Source organism: Streptomyces sp. BYX5S, assembly GCF_054724165.1.
Map to the genome: position 1 here is coordinate 4318195 of NZ_CM138829.1, position 16487 is coordinate 4334681.

Below are 16487 nucleotides of genomic sequence, written 5' to 3' on the forward strand. Positions count from 1 at the left end.
TCAGGTGTGCTCCCTGACGACGTCGGTCGGTTCCTTGTCGTCCCGCAGGCCCTGGAATCTCGGGTGGCGCAGCATGCCGTCGCGGGTCCATTCGGAGAACTCGATCTGCGCGACGAGCTCCGGCCGCGCCCAGTGCGCGGCGCGTTCGGCGACGCGGTCGGTGAACGGCGAGCGGGGCGCGTGCAGTTCGTCGAGCCGTGCGCGCAGGGCGCGCAGGGTGCGGCGGTCGAATCCGGTGCCGACCTTGCCCGCGTAGCGCAGCCGGTCGTCCTCGTAGTAGCCGAGCAGCAGCGCGCCGATGCCCTCCCTGCTGCCGGTGGGTTCGGTGAAGCCGCCGACCACGAACTCCTGGCCGTGGGCGCACTTCAGCTTCAGCCAGTCGCCGGAGCGGCGCGGCTGGTACGTGCTGTCGGCGCGCTTGGCGATGAGGCCCTCCCAGCCGCGCCGGCAGGCGTCGGCGAGGAGGTCGGCGCCGCCTTCGTTGCGGTGGGTGCTCAAGCGCAGGGGGTCGGCGAAGGTGAGGGTTCTGCGCAGCAGGGACTTGCGGGTGCGCAGCGGCAGCCGGCGGACGTCCGCGCCGTCGACGCGCAGCAGGTCGAAGACGTAGTACTTCACGGCGACGTCGCTCGCCGCGACGTCGCGGGGCCTGGTCAGTCCCATGCGCTGCTGGAGGCGGGCGAAGTCGGTGCGGCCGTGCGCGTACGCGACGATCTCGCCGTCGACGGTGAAGTCCGCACCCTCCTGGGCGTCGAGCGCCTCGACGATCTCGGGGTACGTGGCGTCGAGGCGGCGTCCGGAGCGGGAGCGGATCGTGGTGCGTCCGTTCTCGCGGACGGCGAGGACGCGGATGCCGTCGAGCTTCCGCTCGAAGATCCAGCCCTGCGGGAAGTCGCGGCGGTCGCTCAGCGTGGCCAGCATCGGGGACGCGGCGAGTTCGATGCCGGACGGTGCGTCGCGGACGCGCTTTTCCAGGTCCGGCGGGAGGGTGTCGAGGAGCCCTGTCACGCGCGGTCACCGCCCTCGGACTCTCCCTCGACCTGGTGCAGGGTGCGGCCGCTGAGCGCCGAGCGGGCGCGCCGGGGGTCGGGGGTGCCGCCCTTGGCGTTGCCGTGTCCGGTACGCACCAGCAGCCACTGGGGTTTCGCTTCGCTGGCCTTGAAGCGGGTGAGCGCGTACCGGCCGCGCAGTTTCTCACCGTGCAGGTCGAAGGTGGCGTGGCCGTCTTCGAGGGCCTTCGCGAAGTCCTCGCCCTCGGGCTCGTACGTGCCCCGGTCCCAGACGATGACGGTGCCGCCGCCGTACTCGGCCTCGGGGATCACGCCCTCGAAGTCGCGGTAGTCGAGGGGGTGGTCCTCGGTGGGGACGGCGAGCCGCTTGTCGCCCGGGTCGGTGGAGGGCCCCTTGGGGACGGACCAGGACTTCAGTACGCCGTCGACCTCCAGGCGGAAGTCGAAGTGCAGGGTGCTCGCGTCGTGGATCTGCACCACGAACACGGGCTCCTCGCCGCCGTGCGCCGCGGTGGCGTCGCCGGACGGTTCGGCGGTGGCGTCGAAGTGCCGCTTGCCGCGGTAGGCGCGCAGCTTGTCCTTTCCGCTCACGACAGCTCCCTTCGGTCGGGGCCGCTGTTTCGCCGACGGCGGGTACCCGTGATCGTCACGGGCACACGCCGGACGTGACCGGTCAGGCGGCCGAGGCCTCGTCGGCGATGGTGCGCTCCTCGCCGGAGGGGTGGGTGAGCTGGTGGACGAGGGCCGCGATGACGCCGCCGACCAGCGGCGCCACGATGAACAGCCACACCTGGGACAGGGCGTCTCCCCCGGCGAACAGGGCCGGGCCGAGGCTGCGCGCGGGGTTGACCGACGTACCGGTGAGGGGGATGCCGACGAGGTGGATGACGGCGAGGGCGATGCCGATGGGCAGGCCGTCGAAGCCGACCACGGCGACGCGGTGGGTGACGGCGAGGACCACGAAGACGAGCAGGAACGTCAGGACGACCTCGGCGAGGAAGGCGCCGCCCACGTTGATGTGCACGTCGGAGCGGTCGCCGTAGCCGTTGGAGCCGAAGGCCCCCTTCGTCTGGAGGCCCGGGATCTGCTTGGCGAGGAGGAACAGCAGGGCGGCGCCGACGATGCCGCCGACGAACTGGGCGATCCAGTAGCGGACGGCGGTCTGGATGTCGATACGGCGGGCGCAGAGCATGCCGAGGGTGACGGCCGGGTTGACGTGGCAGCCGGAGATCGGGCCGAGGGCGTAGGCCAGGGCGAGCAGCGTGAAGCCGAACGCGAGGGCGATGCCGAGGGTGCCGATGAACTGGGCGCCCAGGACCGCTGATCCGACAGCGAAGAACACCAGCAGCAACGTGCCGAGAAATTCCGAAATCAGAGCTCTCGTCTGCATCTCCACCACCTCGAACGTATGGTCAGGTACTTGCGAGGCTCACGCTCCCGGCGCGGCTGCGCAGAGCGAGGGGGTTTGGATACCGCCGTTCGAGTGACAGGTTTCCCGGATTCCTCGGAGCGCGGGTCGATCAGTCCTGCGCCCACGCCTCCAGGAGGACGTCGACGACGTCGTCGAGGTCGGCGGCGGCCAGGTCGTCGAAGGCTCCGGAGTGGCGGGCGAGCAGCACTCCTGCGACCGAGGCGACCAGGACGTCGGCGCGCAGTCCCGGCCGGTCCCGGCCGTCGCGGGTGAACCGGGCGCGCAGTGGCGCGACCAGCCGGTCCTGGAGGGCGGCGCGGGCGGCGTCCTGCGCCGCGCGGTCGTGCTCGGGCTGCACGGCGACCCGCAGCAGCGGTACGGGGCCGCGGCGCTCCGCGCGCCGGGCGACCTCGCGCAGCCGGGGTTCGGTGAGCAGGTCCTCGGGGACGGTGTCGCCGTGTTCGGCGCGCAGCACCTCGACGTAGAGCAGGGCCTTGCTGCCGAAGTAGCGGGAGATGAGGGCGGCGTCGACGCCGGCGCGTTCGCCGATCTCGCGGATGGTGGTCCGGTCGTAGCCGCGCTCGGAGAACAGTTCGGTGGCGGCCCGCAGCAGGGCCTCGCGGCTGCGGGCGCTGTTGCGGCGCCGGTCGGGGGCGGGCCCGGCGGTCATGTGCGGCTCGGTTCGGTGCGGGCCTCGGCGGTGGCGCCCGCCGCGACGAGGGAGGGGCGCGGGCGGGTGCCCGTGCGGGTGAGTACGACGGCGATGACGCAGGTGGCGAGGAACGCGGCGCAGCCGACGAGGCCCGCGTCGCGGTAGCCGTCGTCGGTGGGCAGCGTCGCGCCGGGGGCGGTGGAGGCCTGGAGGACGACGGCGCTGAGCGCGCTGCCGGTCGAGTATCCGATGTACTTCACGACCTGATTGAAACTCATCGCGCTGCCCGTCTCCGCCGCGGGCACCCCGCCGACGATGAGGCCGGGGGTGACGGCGAAGGTGACGCCGACGCCGAGCCCGGCGAGCGCCATCATCGCGCCGATGCCCCACATGCTGGAGCGGGCCAGCAGGAAGCAGACGAGCGAGCCGAGGGAGAGCAGGCAGCCGAGCGGCAGCATCCGCCCGGGTGTCGCGGCCCGGCCCATGGCCCGCACCAGGCGCCCGGTGACGAGGCTGGCCGCGGAGAACGGCACGAGCAGCAGCCCGGTGACGACGATGGACGCGCCGAAGCCGTAGCCGCCGGACTCGGGGCTCTGGACGTAGCGCGTCACGAGGGAGATGAGCAGGTAGGTGCCGACGCCGCCGACCATGGTGGTGAGGTTGGCGACGAGTACGCCGCGGTCCTTGACGAGGCGGACGCGTACGAGGGGGTGGGTGGAGCGCGCGGAGTGCGCGATCCAGCCGCCGAGGAGGACGACCGCCACGACGGCGAGCGCCAGCAGGCGCGCGGAGCCCCAGCCCCACCGCTCCCCCTCGGCGAGCGCGAGGAGCAGCGCCGACATGCCGCCGGCGAGCAGCAGCGCGCCGGGCACGTCCATCGGGGTGCTGGGCCGGTGCGGCGGCTCGGGCACCACGATCAGGGTGGCGACGAACGCGGCGGCGGCCGTGGCGAGCGCGAACCAGAACCCGGCGTACATGCCGAGGTACTCCGCGAACAGTCCGGTGAGGGGGTAGCCGAGGCCGATGCCCGCCGCGGTGGTGAGCGACAGCGTCGTCACCGCGCTCCGCGCCTTCTCGGGCGGCAGCGCGTCGCGTGCGGTGGCGATGGCGAGCGGGACGAGCCCCATGCCGACGCCCTGGAGCGCCCGGCCCACGAGGAGGCAGGCGAAACCGGCGGGCAGGGCCGCGAGGAGGCTGCCGACGAGGACGGCGGCGAGCCCGCCGAGGATGACGCGCTTGCGGTGCGGCCCGTCGCCGAGCCGTCCCATGACGGGGGTGGCGATGGCGCCGACCAGCATGGTGACCGTCAGCGCCCACTGCGCGGTGGAGACGGCGACGTGGTCCACGGCGGCGATGGTCGGGATGAGCGGCGCGCCGAGGCTGCTGACGACGGCGACGAGCATGCCCAGGCTGACCAGGACCGGCACGAGCGCGCGGGGGTGGCGGAGCGGGGCAGGGGCGGGCGCGGGCGTCGGTATGGAGGGCTGCAAGGTCTTCCCGTTCATGTCATCAAGCGATGTCATCGCATGATGACACGGTGACCTGGGGTTCCTGCTCCTTGGGAGGCTTTCGGTGGTCGACCTCACACGGCGGTGGCGGGGAGTTCCACGGTGATGCGCAGGCCGCCGCCGGGGCGGGCGTCGAGGGCGAGGGTGCCGTCGTGGGCGCGGGTGATGGACTGGACGATAGCGAGGCCCAGGCCGACGCCGGCGTGGTCCGCGCGGATGCGTTCGGTGCCCCGCTGGAACGGTTCGGTGAGGGTGGCGAGCAGGTCCGGCGCCACGACCTCGCCGGTGTTCTCCACGGTGAGCGTCGCCGCACGGCCGGGGGTGACGCCGGTGGTGACGCGTACCGTGCCGTGCTCGGGGAGGTTGTGGACGATCGCGTTGTGCACGAGGTTCGTGGTGAGTTGCAGCAGCAGGGCGCCCGAGCCGGAGGTGCGGGCGATGACGCCGTCGGTCTCGACGGTGACGCCGCGCCGCTCCGCGAGCGGGAGCAGGGTCTCGGTGGCCTCCTCCGCCAGGAGGGAGAGGTCGACGTCCTCGTGGGTGAAGGCGCGCTGCTCGGCGCGGCTGAGCAGGAGCAGCGCCTCGGTGAGGTCGATCGCGCGGGTGTTGACGGTGCTGAGCCGGTCGAGGACCTCGGCGATGTCGCGGTCGGGGTCGGCGCGGGCGACGTCGAGGAGCGACTTGGAGACGGCGAGCGGCGTGCGCAGTTCGTGGGAGGCGTTGGCGGCGAAGCGCCGCTGCTCCGCCACGTGCGCTTCGAGTCGCGCGAGCATCGTGTCGAAGGCGTCGGCGAGTTCGCGGAACTCGTCCTCGTGGCCCGGCAGCCGGATCCGGTGGGACAGCGATCCGTTCGCGGCGGCGCGGGTGGCGTGGGTGATGCGGTCGAGGGGTGCGAGCATCCGGCCGGCGAGGAGCCAGCCGCCGAGGAGGCCGAACACCAGCAGGAACACCATGACCCCGGCCGCCAGCGGGGCGAACCCGCGCACGAAGGTGGTGCCCGGAGTGGCCCGCCACGCCCCCGCCTCATTGGTCAGCAACCACCCCTGCTGGAAGAGGAAGAACCCCACGGCGGCGAGCAGCAGGCCACCGGCGACCATGAGGAATCCGGCGTAGCTCAGGGCGAGCCTGAGGCGGACGCTCGGCCCGCGCTCCCTAGGCACGACCCTGGTCCTGATCCTCCGGCCGCACCTCGATGCGGTAGCCGACGCCCGACACCGTGGCGATGATCCAGGGTTCGCCGAGCCGCTTGCGCAGCGCGGAGACGGTGATGCGGACGGCGTTGGTGAACGGGTTGGCGTGCGCGTCCCAGGCCCGTTCCAGGAGTTCCTCCGCGCTGACGACGCCGCCCTCGGCGGCCACGAGCACGTCGAGCACGGCGAACTGCTTCCTGGTCAGGGCGACGTAGCGGCCGTCGCGGTAGACCTCCCTGCGGAACGGGTCGAGGCGCAGGCCCGCGATCTCCCGCACCGGCGGGCGGCTGTGGGCGCGTCTGCGGTCCAGGGCCCGGAGCCGGAGCACGAGTTCCTGGAGCTCGAACGGTTTCGTGAGGTAGTCGTCGGCGCCGAGTTCGAAGCCGGAGGTCTTGTCGTCGATGCGGTCGGCCGCCGTCAGCATGAGGATCGGCATGCCGCTGCCGGAGGCCACGATGCGTTTCGCGATCTCGTCGCCGGAGGGCCCGGGGATGTCGCGGTCGAGGACGGCGATGTCGTAACGGTTGACGCTCAGCAGCTCCCAGGCGGTGTCCCCGTCCCCCGCGATATCGGCGGCGATCGCCTCCAGGCGCAGCCCGTCGCGCACGGCCTCCGCCAGATACCGCTCGTCCTCGACAATCAGCACACGCATGCCCCTCACGCTACGAGGCGGCGCATATCGTCGGCATATCGAAAAGCGCAGACGTTGTGGCAACATCGCGCTGCCTTGACTGGCGGCATGACGCGAAACCCTGCGGCCCACCGGAAGCACCGGCTGATCCTGCTGTGCGCCCTGCTCGCCCTCGCCCTCGCCGCGGTGATCGCCGCGTACGTCGGTCTGCGATCACCCGAACCGACGTCGGCCTCGCCGCCGGCGAAGGCTTCGCCGTTCCCCTCGGTCTCGTCCGCCCCCTCCCTCATGGACTCGCGCCCCCGCGAGCGGCGGCAGGTGCTCGGCGAGGCCGACGGTGTCGTGCCCGACGGGGTGACCGTCCTGGACGACACGACCCCGGCCGTCACCGAACTCGACGCGGAGCTGCTGGGGATGCTGCGCCGGGCGGCGGAGGACGCCTCGGACGACGGCGTCACGCTCTACGTCAACAGCGGCTGGCGCTCCGCCGCCTACCAGGACCAGCTGCTCGCCGAGGCGGTCGCGAAGTACGGCTCCGAGGAGAAGGCGGCGCGGTGGGTGGCCACCGCCGACACGTCCCCGCACGTGTCCGGCGACGCCGTCGACATCGGGCGCTCCGACGCGACGGCGTGGCTGTCCGAGCACGGCGCCGCGTACGGGCTGTGCCGGATCTACGGCAACGAACCCTGGCACTACGAACTGCGCCCGGAAGCCGTCGGTCACGGCTGTCCGGCGCCGTACGCCGATCCCACCGAGGACCCGAGGATGCGGAAGTGATGAACGGAATGCGACGACACACAGTGGCGGCGGTGCGCGCCCTGTCCCGGCCGGAGCCCTGGAGGCGGGGCCGGGTGCTCACGGCGCTCGCGCTGGGACTCGGTCTGGTCCTGCTGCTGCACGCGTCGATCACGGACCGGGGCGGGGTCGGCAGCCTCGTCGAGTCGTTCCTGCCGTGGCTCGGGCTGCTCGTTCCGGTGCTGCTGGCCGCCGCGCTGTGGCGCCGCTCGGCCTCCGCGGTGGCGGCGCTGCTGCTGCCGGCCGTGGCGTGGACGGGCCTGTTCGGCGGGATGCTCGGCGACAAGGCCGAGGCCGCCGACAGCGACCTCACCGTCGTCAGTCACAACGTAGGCGCCGCGAATCGCGATCCGGCGGGCACGGCCCGCACGCTGGCGGCCACCGGGGCGGACGTCCTCGCCCTGGAGGAGATCACGGCGCAGGCCCGCGGCAGTACGAGAAGGAGCTGGCCGAGGCGTACCCGCACCACGCGGTGCGGGGCACGGTCGGGCTGTGGAGCAGGCTGCCGCTGTCGGACACCCGCACGGTCGACGTGCAGCAGGACGTGGGGCCGCTCGGTGACACCAAGTCGGCCGCCGAGAAACTGCCGTCCAACCGGGCGCTGCGCGCCACGGTCACCACGGACCGGGGCCCGGTGGCGGTGTACGTGGCGCACCTGGGTTCCGTGCGCGTGATGCCCAGGACCGGCTTCTGGACGGACGGCCGGGACCGCAACGCGCGGGCCCTCGCCGAGGCGATCGCCGCCGAGGGCAGCCGCCGGGTGGTGCTGCTCGGCGACCTCAACGGCACGATGGACGACCGCGCGTTCGCGGGTCTCGGCGCGCAGTTGACGTCGGCGCAGGAGGAGGCGGGCGACGGCTTCGGGTTCAGTTATCCGGCGGACTTCCCGGTGGTGCGGATCGACCAGATCCTCCTCCGGGGTGTCACGGCGGACAGCTCGTGGGTCCTGCCCGCCACGGGCAGCGACCACCGTCCGGTGGCTGCCGGGCTGAGCTGGTGACCGGGTGCCGGGCCCACGCGGGGTGGGCCCGGCACCCGGTCGGCCGCTTCGGAGCGGCGGGCCCGGCCGGTCGGCGCGACATCGGGTCCCGGCCGGGAGCGCGGGGGCGGTGCGGTCAGTCGGTCAGCGCGTCGACCAGCGCCTTGGTGACGTCCTCGGTGGTGGCGGTCCCGCCGACGTCGCGGGTCAGGATCCCCGCACCGGTGACGGTCTCGATGGCCTTGTTGAGGCGGGCCGCCTGGTCGGGCAGGCCGAAGTGGTCCAGCATCAGCGCGGCGCTGCCGACCGCGCCGATCGGGTTGGCGAGGCCCTGCCCCGCGATGTCGGGCGCGGAGCCGTGCACCGGCTCGAACATGCTCGGGAAGCGCCGCTCGGGGTTGAGGTTGGCGCTGGCGGCCAGGCCGAGGCTGCCCGCGAGGGCGCTGCCGAGGTCGGAGAGGATGTCGGCGTTGAGGTTGGAGGCGACGACGACCGACAGGTCCTCCGGCTTGAGCACGAACTTCGCCGACATGGCGTCGACGAGCACGCTCTCCGTCTCCACGTCCGGGTACTCGGCGGCCACCCGCTTGAACACGTCGTCCCACAGCACCATCCCGTACTGCTGGGCGTTGGACTTGGTGACCGAGGAGACCTTGCGGCGGGTGCGGGTGCGGGCCAGGTCGAAGGCGAAGCGGATGATGCGCTCGCAGCCCACCTCGGTGAACAGCGAGGACTGGACGGCCACTTCACCGCCGGGGCCGCGCCCGGACAGGTTGCGGCCGCCGAGACCCGCGTACTCGCCCTCGCTGTTCTCGCGGACGACGACCCAGTCGAGTTCGGTGTCGTCGGCCTTGCGCAGCGGACTGACCACGCCGGGCAGGAAGTGCACGGGGCGGACGTTGGCCCACTGGTCGAAGTTCTGGCAGATCTTCAGGCGCAGGCCCCACAGGCTGACGTCGTCAGGGACGGTGGGCCAGCCGACTGCGCCGAAGTAGATGGCGTCGAAGTCCTTGAGCTGCTCCAGACCGTCGTCGGCCATCATCTTGCCGGTGCGGGCGTAGTACTCACACCCCCAGTCGAACTCCTGCCAGTCGAAGGCGAACGCCCCGTCGCAGGACTCCGCGAGGGCGTCGAGGACGGCGCGCCCCGCCGCGACGACCTCGGTGCCGACACCGTCGGCGGGGATGGCGGCGATGCGGAAGGTGCGGGGCTCGGACACGAGGGCCTCCATTGCGGGATGCGGAAAACGCCCGTGCTCAACGCGGCGCGGCCGGGCGGTGGTTGATGTGATCCCGAGTCAACAGGCCGGTGCGCGGAGCGTCCAAGACATGCTTCCGATGCGACACATAGGAACGGCCGATGGGTCCGGCGGCACCCGCCTCACGCCGTCGCGGTGCGGGCCCTGCGCTCGGCGAGGGACCGGGTCAGTTCGAGGAAGGCGTGCGCGCCGGGCGTCAGATGGGCGGGCAGGCTGATCATCGCGACATGCAGGTGCGCGGTGGGGACGAGCGAGGCGACCGCGAGGCCGCAGCGGCGGGCGAGGCGGGTCCATGCGGCGGGCAGCACGGCGACGCCGACGCCTGTGAGGACGAGCGGCAGGATGGACGTGCGGTGGTCGACGACGGCGACGATCTCGGTGTCCCCGCCGCGGGCGGTGATGTCGTCGACGATGCTGCGCATGAGGCTGCCGGGCCGGGACGCGATCAGCTTGTGGCCCGCGAGGTCCTGCGGGTGCAGCACGGCGGCGTCGGCGAAGGGCCCGTCGGCGGCGCCCACGACGACGAACGGCTGCTCCTCGACCGGCAGGACGTCGATGCCGGGTGCGGTCACCGGTTTGTCGGCGCCGAGCAGCCCCAGCTCGCAGGCGCCGCTGCGGACGAGTTCGACGGTCTCCTCGGGGGTGAAGGCGGCGCGAGTGGTGATCGTGACATCCGGGTGGAGCTCGGCGAACCGGTGGATCAGCGTGGTCATGGGTTCGATGCCGGGCGACGGCATGGCGGCCACCTCCACGGTGCCGCTGCCGAGTCCGGCGAGGGCCGCGGCCCGCTCGCGTACGGCGGCGAGGTCGCGCAGCACGCGGCGGCTCGGTTCGAGGAGTTCGGCGCCTGCCTCGCTCAGGACGACGCCGCGGCCCATCCGGTGGAAGAGCGAGACCCCGAGGTCGGCCTCCAGGTTGGCCATGGCCTGGGACAACGAGGGCTGCGCCACGTGGAGCGCGGCGGCGGCCCTGCTGAAGCCGCCGTGCTCCACGATGGCGAGAAAGTACTGCAGTTGCCGCGCGTCCATCCTGCCTCCTCCACCTGCTGCCACAAGGGCAACCTATCGACAGGTCGACAGGTCGCCCCGGCGGGGAGGCGGAGTGCGGGCGCCCGGCGTCAGGCGGGCCGCGCGGCTTCCGGTGCGGGCTGCTGCCGGGGCTCCGGTACGTGGGCCACGGGCTCGGCAGCACCGTCGAGGGCGGGGGCGGCCTCGGCCTCCTTGCCGGCGAGGACGCGGCGGGCCCGGTCCAGGTCCAGGGCGTTCTCCCAGCGGGCGACGACGAGGGTGGCGACGGCGTTGCCGCAGAAGTTCACCAGCGCCCGGCACTCGGACATGAACTTGTCGATGCCGAAGATCAGCATGATGCCGGCGGCGGGCACGTGGCCGACCGTCGAGAGGGTCGCGGTGAGCGCGATGAAGCCCCCGCCCGCGACTCCGGCCGCTCCCTTGGAGGTCAGCAGCATGACGGCGAGCAGGCCGAGTTGCTGGCCGAGGGAGAGGGTGGTGTCGGTGGCCTGGGCGATGTAGAGCGAGGCGAGCGAGAGGTAGATCGCGGCGCCGTCGAGGTTGAAGCTGTAGCCGGTCGGCACCACGAGGCCGACCGTCGGGCGGTCGACGCCCATGAACTGCAGCTTGCGCATGAGGCCGGGCAGCGCGGGCTCGGCGGTCGAGGTGCCGAGGACGAGGAGCAGCTCTTCCTTGAAGTGGCGCAGCAGGTGGAAGAGGTTGAGCTTCACGTACAGGGAGAGGACGGCGCCGAGGACCACGACGACGAACACGAGGGACGTGGCGTAGAAGAGCAGGATCAGGGAGCCGAGGCTGGTCAGTGTGGACAGGCCGAACTTGCCGATCGCGAAGGCCATCGCGCCGAAGGCGCCCAGCGGGGCCGCCTTCATCACGAAGGACAGGACCTTGAACACGACCTCGGTGAGGCGGTTGACGGAGGCGATGATCGGTTCGCCGACCGGGCCGACCATTTTCAGGGCGATGCCGAAGATCACCGCGAGGAAGATGACTTGCAGGATGTCTCCTTCGACGAACGCGCCGAAGAAGCTGTCCGGGACGAGGTGGGTGATGAACTCCCACCAGTGCTGGTGTTCGCCCTGCTTGACGTACTCGCTCGCCTCGCCCGACGTCTCGAGGCCGCCGACGTCCGCGTGCACCCCCTCGCCGAGGGGGAACAGGTTGATGGCGAGGAGGCCGAAGCCGAGTGCGACGACCGTGCCGACCTGGAAGTAGACGAGCGCCTTGACGCCGGTGCGACCCACCTTCTTGAGGTCGGCGACGCCCGCGATGCCCGCGATGATGGTGAGGAAGACGATCGGGCCGATGAGCATCTTCATCGCCGTGACGAAGGTGGTGCCGACCGGTTCCATCGCCGTGCCGAGGTCGGGCCACCGCCAGCCGAGCACGATGCCGACGACGATCGCCGCCAGCACCTGTACGTACAGCTGCCGGTACCACGGCTTGGCCTTCACCACATGGGTGGCGCCTGCGGCGGCGTCCGGGGCATGCGTCATTGCAACCTCCATCCGGGCACGGCTGGGGTGCGCGGCCCCGGGCCCGTCCGGCGCCGCCCCAACTACCGCGTCAGTGAAGCGGTTTGCGTGCGGGGAGGTCCACGACCAAAAATCGATGCCCCGGATAGGCCGTGCCTATGACCCCGACGGCACCTGCACGGTCATGATCAGTTCGCAGGTCGCGTCGCCCGCGCCCCGGTAGGTGTGCGCGGCGTCGCCGTCGAAGGTCGCGGTCTGACCGGCGGCCACGGAGTGTTCGGTGCCGTTGACGACGAGCGTCATCCGGCCCGCGATCACGTTCACGGTCTCCACCACTCCGGCCTGGTGGGGGTGGCTCGGGTACTCCTCGCCGGGTTCGAGCCGCCAGCGCCACACCTCGACCGGGGAGGGTCCGGCGGTGGTCAGCACGAGGCGGGCCTCGCCGCCCTTCTCCCCCGTCCACAGCGGCGCGACCTCGTCCGCCGAGACGACGCGGACGCGGCCTTCGGCGGACCCTTCGAGCAGGGCGGACACGGAGACGCCGAGGGTGTCGGCGAGCCGGACGAGCGTGCCGAAGTTCGGGTTCCCCTGCGCCTTCTCCAGGCCGACCAGCGCGCCCTTGCTGACCTTGGCCCGGCGGCCGAGTTCTTCCAGGGAGAGGCCCGCGCGGGTGCGGGCCGCCCGGACGTTGTGCGCGAGCGTGCGCAGGGCTGCCTCTGTCTCGGTCACCTGACCACCTTCCGTGTTCCCCACCCGGCCGATCAGTGGAATGTACCGTCCGGTCGATCGATTGGCTTCCCCTGGTCGTTCCACTGTACGGTGCAGTCATTCCATTGAACTGTCGCCGACGGAGCGGAGCCACCCGATGCCCACCTTCCAGCTCGCACCCGCCGTCGCGGACGCCTTCCCCGACACGCTCGTCGCCGTCGTCACGGCCACCGGACTGCGCGGTCACGAGGACTGGCCGGACACCGTCGCGGCCCTCGACGACCTGGAGCGGCGCCTCGCCGACGGGTCCTGGGCGCCCGCCGACGAGACCGATCCCCGCATCGAGGCGTGGCACACCGCGTACCGCGCCTTCGGCACCAATCCGCGCCGCATCCGCCCCAGCGTCGACGCGCTCGGCCGCCGCATGGCCAAGAAGGGCTCGCTGCCGCGCATCAACCCGGCGGTCGACTCGTACAACGTCGTCTCCGTGCGCAACGCCCTGCCCGCCGGGGCCTTCGACCTCGACCGGGTCACGGGCGACGTCGTCGAGATCCGGCACGCGGACGGCAGCGAGGAGTTCACCCCGCTCGGCGAGCCGGACACCGTCGAGCACCCGAAGCCCGGCGAGATCGTCTACGTCGACTCCACGGGCGTGCTGACCCGGCACTGGAACCACCGCGACGCCCACCGCACGTGTGTCACCGAGGACTCGACCCGTGTCGCGTTCCTCATGGAGACCGTGCGCGCCGACCGCGACGGGCATCTGCTGAAGTCGGCGGCCGAGGAACTGCGCGACCTGCTCGCGCCGCACGCCGAGCAGGTCACCGTGGAGTACGTCGCCGGGGCTCAGGCCGAGTAGGCCACCCGGAACCCGGTGTTGCCCGAGGTGCTGTCCGCCGTGTTGGACGTGCGGGCGGCGACGCGGTAGCGGTTGCAGTACGAGTGGTGGCACAGGTACGAGCCGCCGCGCATGACACGGGTGTCCGGGTCCCCGCCCGGCAGCCACGGGTCGGTGTTCCACTCCCACACGTTGCCGGCGACGTTGTACAGGCCGTAGCCGTTGGGGCGGAAGGCGTGCACCGGGGCGGTGCCCGCGTAGCCGTCCTCGGCGGTGTTCTTCGTGGGGAAGGCGCCCTGCCAGATGTTGCACATGTGGGCGCCGTCGGGGGTCAGTTCGTCACCCCAGGGGTAACGGGCCCCGTCGAGGCCGCCGCGCGCCGCGTACTCCCATTCGGCCTCGGTGCGGTGTCCGGTCGCCTCGACGAACGCGGCGAAGCGGGCGGTGGTCCGGGCGGACCGTCCGGAGTCTTCAGAGCCTGGCCTGTACGAGTGCGTGGGCGCCGCTGACCCGCCACTTCCCGTCCGGTTCGGCGGCGTCCAGCGCGTTCAGGACGTCCGGCGCGAGGCCCGTGATCACGTCGCACTTCAGGGTGCGCAGCGCGACCACGGCCGTCGGCCAGTACGCGGTGCGCGCGGCGAACGGCGTGGTGGGCTCCCAGTACCGATCGCCCACCAGGCGGCGGTAGTTGAGGTCGCCCTTGAGCACGGTGAGGGTCGTCGCGGCGAACTCGGCGCGCAGGTCGTCCGGCATGTCGGCGTACGGCAGCGGCGCGCAGGAGAAGGGATGGGCGCGTACCGTGATCCGCCCGTCCCCGAGCGCCGCCCACAACCGCTCCCCGGCCCCCGCGGCCGCGCCTGCCGCGCGCCTGAGCCGGCGGACGCAGTCGACGACGTCGGCGGTCATGGCGTCGGAGACGTAGTACGGGTACGGCTTGACCTGCAACTCCACGCGGGAGGCCCGTCCGTGGGTCAGCAGGTGGTCGACGAGCAGGAGGTCGGCGAGGAGTTCGCGCCCCGCGTTGTCCGCGACGAAGCTGACCGTGGCCCCGCCGCCGGGCGGCAGCGCGGCCCAGAACGCGTCCGAGTCGTCGGCGACGAGGCGGGTGTCCGCGCCCGGTTCGGCGCTGTCGGCGGTGACGCGGAAGCCGAGGTCGGCGCGGTTGCCCCAGAGCGCGCCGAGGAGCAGCCCGCGCTCGCGATCGGCGGCGGGGAGGGCGGCCAGCCGGTCGACCGCGGCCAGCTCGGCGTCGGTCTCGGGGGTGTCGAGTTCGGCGAGCTTGAACGGCCGGAAGGGGTCGATGCCCTGCCAGGGCCCTTCGCCGAAGTACCCCACGGCGTCGAGGAGACGGCGGTAGAAGTAGCTCTCCGCCCACAGGAACGGCGCGTCGGACCATGGCCGCCCGAGCCATTCGCCGCCCCACGCCTCCCAGCGCCCCCGGTCGTGCGCCGTGTCGTCGAGCGGCTCCATCGGGCCGTCGGCGGTGTCGCGCAGCAGGGCGTCCAGGGCGCGGTGCTGCGCGGGTCCGTACGGGAAGGCGGCGCGCACCTTCTCGATGAGCGCGGGGTGCCGCTCGGCGAGGACGCCCCGGGCGAAGGAGCCCGGGACGGCGCCGGTGACGACGGGGGCGGTCGGGGTGTCGGGCATGGGTGCGGGTCCTTTGGGGTGGGGCGGATATCGACCCTAGCCGCAAGGGTGCGGGACGGGCGCGCGGCGCGGGAGGAGGTGTCCGAGTTCGCCGCGCGGGCCCCCTGCTACACGCCGCTCGTGGCCAGTGCCGAGGGCAGGCGGTCGGCGAGGTGGGTGTAGTCCTCCAGGTCGTTGTAGAGGTGTGCCGACAGGCGCAGGAAGCCGCGGCCGTTCCATGTGGTCACGGCGGTCTCGCAGCCGAGGGTGCTCGCGAGGTGGTGTTGCAGCGCGTGCGCGGCGTTCTGGTCCTTCGCCGTCCCGTCGGGGAGCGGGACGAGGCGCATGGCGGGGGCCGGGCTGCCGTCGACCCCCGCGGTGTCCACGGCCAGTGCGTCGGCGAGCACCTTCTGCGCCTGGCCGGCCAGTTCGGACATGCGGCGGCGCGCGGCGTCCCACCCGAACCGTTCCTCGACGAAGTCGAGGGAGCGCGGCGCCGCGAGCCAGGGCGCGAGGTCCACCGTGCCCTGCTGGTCGAAGCGGTACGGGAACGGGTCGGGCGCGCCCCAGGAGTCCGTCAGTGGGTACAGCCGCTGCGCGTGCTCGCCGCGTGCCACGAGGGCCGCCGTGCCGCGCGGCGCGCAGGGCCACTTGTGCAGGTTGCCCACCCAGAAGTCGGCCTCGCCCGCGTCCCCGAGCGGGTCGGCGAGCTGCCCCGGCGCGTGCGCCCCGTCGACGAGCACGAGGGCGCCCGCCGCGTGCGCGTGCGCCACGATGTCGGCGACGGGGAAGAGGCGGGCCGTCGCCGACGTGATCTGGTCGACGACCACGAGGGAGACCGGCGCCCCGCCGCCGCCGAGGGCGTCGGCGAAGCGGTCGGTGATGTCCTCGGGGCTCGCATCCAGCGGGAGGTGCAGGGTCCGTACGCGCACGCCCGCCCGCCGGGCCACCCGTTCCACGGCCATGGTGACGGCGCCGTAGGAGTGGTCCGTCAGCAGCACCTCGCTGCCTTCGGGGAGTTCGAGGGCGCCCAGGACGGTACTGACTCCGGAACTGGCGTTGGGGACGAGCGCGAGGTCGTCGGGGGCGACGCGCAGGTACCGCGCGATCTCGGTGCGGGCCTTCGCCACGCGCCCGTTGAGTTCACGGAACCATCGACAGGGGTTGGCCTCCATCTCGGTGCGCAGCGCGCGCAGTTCGTCGAGGGTGACGCGGGGCACGGCGCCGAAGGAGCCGTGGTTGAGGTGGCGTACGGCGGGGTCGAGGGCCCAGGCGTCGAGGGGGTGGGTAGACATGTCGCTCCGCGAGTCGTCCGATGACGGTGTCCGATGGGGTGGTTCCCGCAGGACCGTAAGCGGTGAGCCGCGCGAGGAACAGGGGGCCC

The 16487-nt window shown here is 72.7% G+C and carries 15 protein-coding genes and 2 pseudogenes; 3 read left to right on the plus strand and 14 right to left on the minus strand.

Annotated features, from left to right (window positions below; genetic code table 11):
• From ligD to ACYBSK_RS19740, 7 genes are all read right to left on the minus strand, one after another.
• Window positions 1-1005 (minus strand): non-homologous end-joining DNA ligase, encoded by a 1005-nt coding sequence (gene ligD, locus ACYBSK_RS19710; RefSeq protein ID WP_460242673.1) that lies wholly within the window; start codon window positions 1003-1005, stop codon window positions 1-3.
• Window positions 1002-1598 carry a DNA polymerase ligase N-terminal domain-containing protein gene (locus ACYBSK_RS19715; RefSeq protein WP_460242674.1) on the minus strand — a complete coding sequence of 199 codons (597 nt, stop codon included), beginning with the start codon at window positions 1596-1598 and terminating at the stop codon, window positions 1002-1004. Before ACYBSK_RS19715 ends, ligD begins: the two co-directional genes overlap by 4 nt.
• 82 nt (window positions 1599-1680) lie before the next feature.
• Window positions 1681-2397 carry an MIP family channel protein gene (locus ACYBSK_RS19720; RefSeq protein ID WP_457478478.1) on the minus strand — a complete coding sequence of 239 codons (717 nt, stop codon included), beginning with the start codon at window positions 2395-2397 and terminating at the stop codon, window positions 1681-1683.
• 130 nt (window positions 2398-2527) lie between these two features.
• Window positions 2528-3088, minus strand: a complete 561-nt coding sequence (locus ACYBSK_RS19725) for a TetR/AcrR family transcriptional regulator (protein WP_460242675.1) — start codon at window positions 3086-3088, stop codon at window positions 2528-2530.
• Window positions 3085-4593: an MFS transporter gene (locus ACYBSK_RS19730; RefSeq protein WP_460242676.1), complete on the minus strand. Its 1509-nt coding sequence runs from the start codon at window positions 4591-4593 to the stop codon at window positions 3085-3087. The genes ACYBSK_RS19725 and ACYBSK_RS19730 overlap by 4 nt, the downstream gene beginning before the upstream one ends.
• Window positions 4594-4652: 59 nt before the next feature.
• Window positions 4653-5675, minus strand: a complete 1023-nt coding sequence (locus tag ACYBSK_RS19735; RefSeq protein WP_460247062.1) for a sensor histidine kinase — start codon at window positions 5673-5675, stop codon at window positions 4653-4655.
• Window positions 5676-5730: 55 nt separating this feature from the next.
• Window positions 5731-6420: a response regulator transcription factor gene (locus ACYBSK_RS19740; RefSeq protein WP_460242677.1), complete on the minus strand. Its 690-nt coding sequence runs from the start codon at window positions 6418-6420 to the stop codon at window positions 5731-5733.
• A gap of 87 nt (window positions 6421-6507) precedes the next feature.
• On the opposite strand from ACYBSK_RS19740, the gene ACYBSK_RS19745 reads away from it, so the two are divergent.
• Window positions 6508-7176 (plus strand): M15 family metallopeptidase, encoded by a 669-nt coding sequence (locus ACYBSK_RS19745; protein WP_460242678.1) that lies wholly within the window; start codon window positions 6508-6510, stop codon window positions 7174-7176.
• A gap of 8 nt (window positions 7177-7184) precedes the next feature.
• Window positions 7185-8194, plus strand: a pseudogene (locus ACYBSK_RS19750) (endonuclease/exonuclease/phosphatase family protein).
• A 115-nt stretch (window positions 8195-8309) separates the two neighbouring features.
• Here ACYBSK_RS19750 and ACYBSK_RS19755 read toward each other — a convergent pair.
• From ACYBSK_RS19755 to ACYBSK_RS19770, 4 genes are all read right to left on the minus strand, one after another.
• Window positions 8310-9404, minus strand: a complete 1095-nt coding sequence (locus ACYBSK_RS19755) for a tartrate dehydrogenase (protein ID WP_457478484.1) — start codon at window positions 9402-9404, stop codon at window positions 8310-8312.
• A 149-nt stretch (window positions 9405-9553) separates the two neighbouring features.
• Window positions 9554-10459, minus strand: coding sequence for a LysR family transcriptional regulator (locus ACYBSK_RS19760; protein WP_457478485.1), 906 nt, complete (start codon window positions 10457-10459; stop codon window positions 9554-9556).
• A gap of 89 nt (window positions 10460-10548) precedes the next feature.
• Window positions 10549-11952: a C4-dicarboxylate transporter DctA gene (gene dctA / locus ACYBSK_RS19765; RefSeq protein ID WP_460242679.1), complete on the minus strand. Its 1404-nt coding sequence runs from the start codon at window positions 11950-11952 to the stop codon at window positions 10549-10551.
• 135 nt (window positions 11953-12087) lie between these two features.
• On the minus strand, window positions 12088-12660 hold the full coding sequence (locus ACYBSK_RS19770; protein WP_457478487.1) for a helix-turn-helix domain-containing protein: 573 nt from the start codon (window positions 12658-12660) through the stop codon (window positions 12088-12090).
• Between the two features lie 136 nt (window positions 12661-12796).
• Between ACYBSK_RS19770 and ACYBSK_RS19775 the strand changes: the two genes are divergently transcribed.
• Entirely contained in the window at window positions 12797-13498 is a 702-nt protein-coding gene (locus ACYBSK_RS19775; protein WP_457478488.1) for a B3/B4 domain-containing protein, read from the plus strand.
• On the opposite strand, the pseudogene ACYBSK_RS19780 reads toward ACYBSK_RS19775, so the two are convergent.
• The 3 genes and pseudogenes from ACYBSK_RS19780 to ACYBSK_RS19790 form a co-directional block, all read right to left on the minus strand.
• Window positions 13486-14019: pseudogene (locus ACYBSK_RS19780) on the minus strand (SUMF1/EgtB/PvdO family nonheme iron enzyme); the annotation flags it as partial. The gene ACYBSK_RS19775 and the pseudogene ACYBSK_RS19780 overlap by 13 nt on opposite strands.
• Window positions 13949-15124 (minus strand): damage-control phosphatase ARMT1 family protein, encoded by a 1176-nt coding sequence (locus ACYBSK_RS19785; RefSeq protein ID WP_460242680.1) that lies wholly within the window; start codon window positions 15122-15124, stop codon window positions 13949-13951. The pseudogene ACYBSK_RS19780 and the gene ACYBSK_RS19785, both read right to left, overlap by 71 nt.
• A gap of 107 nt (window positions 15125-15231) precedes the next feature.
• A complete protein-coding gene (locus tag ACYBSK_RS19790; RefSeq protein ID WP_460242681.1) occupies window positions 15232-16398 on the minus strand; it encodes an aminotransferase class V-fold PLP-dependent enzyme in 1167 nt (388 codons plus the stop codon).
• Window positions 16399-16487: the final 89 nt, after the last annotated feature.